Below are 3,415 nucleotides of genomic sequence, written 5' to 3' on the forward strand. Positions count from 1 at the left end.
TTAATTCATCTCTAGTAAATGGCTTGGTCAGATAATCATCTGCGCCCAGTTCCATCCCCATCCGCAGATCACTTTTTGTAGATTTAGCCGTAAGAAAAATCAAGGGAATTGTCTGGGTGGATGGAATTTCTTGTAACTGAATCATTACACCGTAACCATCCAGTTTCGGCATTTTAATATCGCAAATAATCAAATCAGGACTTTCATCTTTGGCCAATTGGACACCGATTTCACCATTTTCTGCTTCAATAACCTCGAAATTTTCAGCCCGAAGTATTTCCACAACAATGGTACGGATATCTTCCTCATCTTCAATAACTAAAATCTGCGACATATATCAGTTCCTCCTTCAAACATTAACATTTATAAACGCTTTTAAAAACCAAGTAAAACTAATCCTTTGTTCTAGGCATAATCATAATTCCTATTAGGATCAATTGCCAACTGCCAACTGGCAAACAGCTCTCGGTCTTTGTACTTGCTCTGGTGCTGCAGCAGGGGAGTACAGTGGAATTGTGACAGTAAACGTTGTGCCAATACCGACCTGGCTATTTACCGTAATTTCACCACCGTGTACTTCCACAGACTGTTTGACAATTGCAAGTCCGAGTCCAGTTCCTGGAATATTGCCTACATTATTGCATCGATGAAATGACTCAAACAGTTGCTTTTGGTCTTCTTCTGGAATACCAATACCCTGGTCTTTAACCTTAAAGGTAACCTCTTCTTGATTACAAATCAAGTCAAAGTTTATGGTGCTCTCATTGGGGGAATATTTAGTAGCATTTGATAGCAAATTTCTCAAGATGTGTCTGAGCAGTTGTTCATCGAACTCAGCCTCTGGGCATTCACCTTGAATAGCAAAAACAAGGGTTTGTTTGGTGTTAAGACCTAGTTCTATCTCTTCGACTAAGTCACGGCAGAATTCAAGTAAATTTAATGGTGTAGGGTTGAATTTTAGTTTTCCGGCGTTGGCTTTATTGACTACCAACACGTCATCTAACATGTGGAGCATATGTTTTATATTGGCTTGAATCCGATCTAGATAGTTTTGTTTTTTCTCCTCATTCCAATTCTGGCTATAATATTTGAAAATTTCAGTAACCCCCATAATACTAGTTAGGGGGGTGCGGAACTCGTGGGAAGTCATAGAGATAAATCGAGATTTGAGTTCAGTGAGTTCCTTTTCTCTTTCCAGAGATTTGCGAATCTGTTTTTCTAGTCGCTCCCTAACTTGAACGTCATGCAAAGTCTGGTAAAGGGTGGCATTTTCCAAAGAAATTGCCGCTTGATTACACAGAAGGCTTAACACTTCTACGTGTTCATTGGTAAAATTTCCAGAAATTATATTATTTTCTAAATACACCATACCAATCAGATTTTTTTTCCGCAGAAGTGGCAAACACAAAGCTGACTTTAGCTGATGGTTTTTGATGTATATATCATCAGCAAAGGTAGAGTTATTAACAAGATTATTGAAAATCAAATTTTCTTTAGTGATAGCGACATAGTTAATCACCGATCTGGGCAACTGCTGAGTAATGGTTACTGGAATTGACTGCCTTACTGTTACGCCATTGTTAACCACTGAACCGGCCGCCTCTATCATCAGTTTACCTTCTTTTGACAAAATGATAAACCCCTTTTTGGCTCCAGCATTAGTTAGGAGAAGCTGCATCAACTTGTCCAGTAAATTATCGAAAACTATTTCTTCTGAAATGGCTTGAGATGCCTTGATCACGTCAGATAAATCTAGTGCGGTTAAACTTACTGCTATGGTCGAGTTGGTTATGGAATCTACTGGAACTTGCGTTGTTGGTTGGGCGGTAATTTTGCTAAGGAGTTGGGGGTATCTTGATTCTAAGTCTTTCACTTTTGCCACAGCTCCCCAGCGACTGTATCCATAGTAGGCATCAGTCAAGTAAGCCTGGGCGATCTTTCGTTTGCCACAAGACAGATAAAACTCTGCTGCTAGCTCATTGGCCAGTGCTTCTTCCTGGATATACTCCTGGTCCGCTGCTCCTTGAATCCCTTGGTCATAAATTTCCATGGCTTGCCAGTGTTGCCCTAAAACTCGTGCTTTCTCTGCCTCCACTAGCTCGTACTTATGTTTGAAGTTTGATGGAGCATGGTATGCCCAGGTTTTCAGAGTTTCCTGATTAGCTGCTACTTGGGTGAGGTATTCACCTTGCTGCTGTGGCTCTACATGGGGATAGTGAGCCAAAAGCGCTAGAGAATAGTATAAATTGTGTTCAGCAATAAGAATCATGCCAGGGACAGCTTGTGCGTATTGCTCTGCTGACCTGGCCTGAGCAATAGCTTTTTCGGGTTCCTTAAACCAATAAAACAGAATGGATTTGGCAAGATATAGATAAAACAGAGAGGTTCCATTATTCTGTTCTATTAAAATGGGAAGCATTTCTAATTCATTAAAGTCTTCCCCAATTAACTGACAGGGATCGTCAGATCTGCCGAGTAAATTTAAGATTAATTGTTTGCCGATTTTAGCATAAGTAACATGATAGTCTAGCTTTCTTTTTTGCAGCCAATCCAGATACTGGCCATACTTTTGAGCACCAAAGTCCAAATCATATCCCACAAAAAATAGGTTGGCACAGTAGTTGATGGCAGCATAACCGCCATACTCTATATTTCCGGTTTCAAGACCGCTGTTAAACGCCTCTAGTAAGGGGTCTATGGTTTCCTTGAGATGCTCTTTCCAGTGTCTGATATGACCGTTAAAAACATCTAATACTATGCATTTGAACTCCTGAGCATGGAATTGCTCCAACAGCATCAAAGACAGTTGACCAAATTTATAGCCACCATCGATATCTCCCATAAATCCACACAGGATCATGGCGTAATTAATATAGGTGTCCGTGGACAGATTTGAATTGCCATGGTTGATACATAGATTGATTCTTGTAAAGATAAACAGTGGATACAATGACGGATTAGCAATAAAAGCAGCGTTTCCTACAGACTTTAAGATCCCCATGGCCGCTAGTTTAGTCAGGTCAGTCATTTCTGGTAGGTCAACCAAATCCTCACTAATCAGGTTTTTAGAGGGGGGGTCTTGATCCAGTGGAATCCCGAGCATGTCCAGAACCTCTAGCCCCGTATCCAGGGCGACTTGCATTTGGTTTTGAGCAATATAAGCGTAGATTTTTAGTTCATACACCTTGACTTGATCTAATTGGGTTTTGGCTTGTTCCAGAGCGACTCCAGCCAAGAGGTTTGATTGCTCAAAATTGCTGTTGAGGTATTCCGCTTCCACCACTTCTAGATAGAAAGCAAGGGTGAAGTCATAGTTGTCAGTCCAGGTATCCGCTGCTAGGAGTCCTAGACCTACATTCAGATACTTGAGAGCGCTGGGATAAGCGGCTGCGGCCTTGGCTTTCTGACCCGCAGT

Annotated in this window: 2 protein-coding genes; both read right to left on the minus strand. The window is 41.1% G+C overall.

Annotated features, from left to right (window positions below; translation table 11 throughout):
• A partial coding sequence (locus F6K53_RS35845) for a response regulator (protein WP_293084139.1) occupies window positions 1-334 on the minus strand: 334 nt, incomplete at its 3' end.
• Between the two features lie 99 nt (window positions 335-433).
• Window positions 434-3,415, minus strand: a 2,982-nt coding sequence (locus F6K53_RS35850) for an ATP-binding protein (protein ID WP_293084142.1), incomplete at its 5' end; no start/stop codon positions are given.

It is taken from the genome of Moorena sp. SIO4A1 (genome assembly GCF_010672065.1).
In the GTDB taxonomy this organism is placed as follows: domain Bacteria; phylum Cyanobacteriota; class Cyanobacteriia; order Cyanobacteriales; family Coleofasciculaceae; genus Moorena.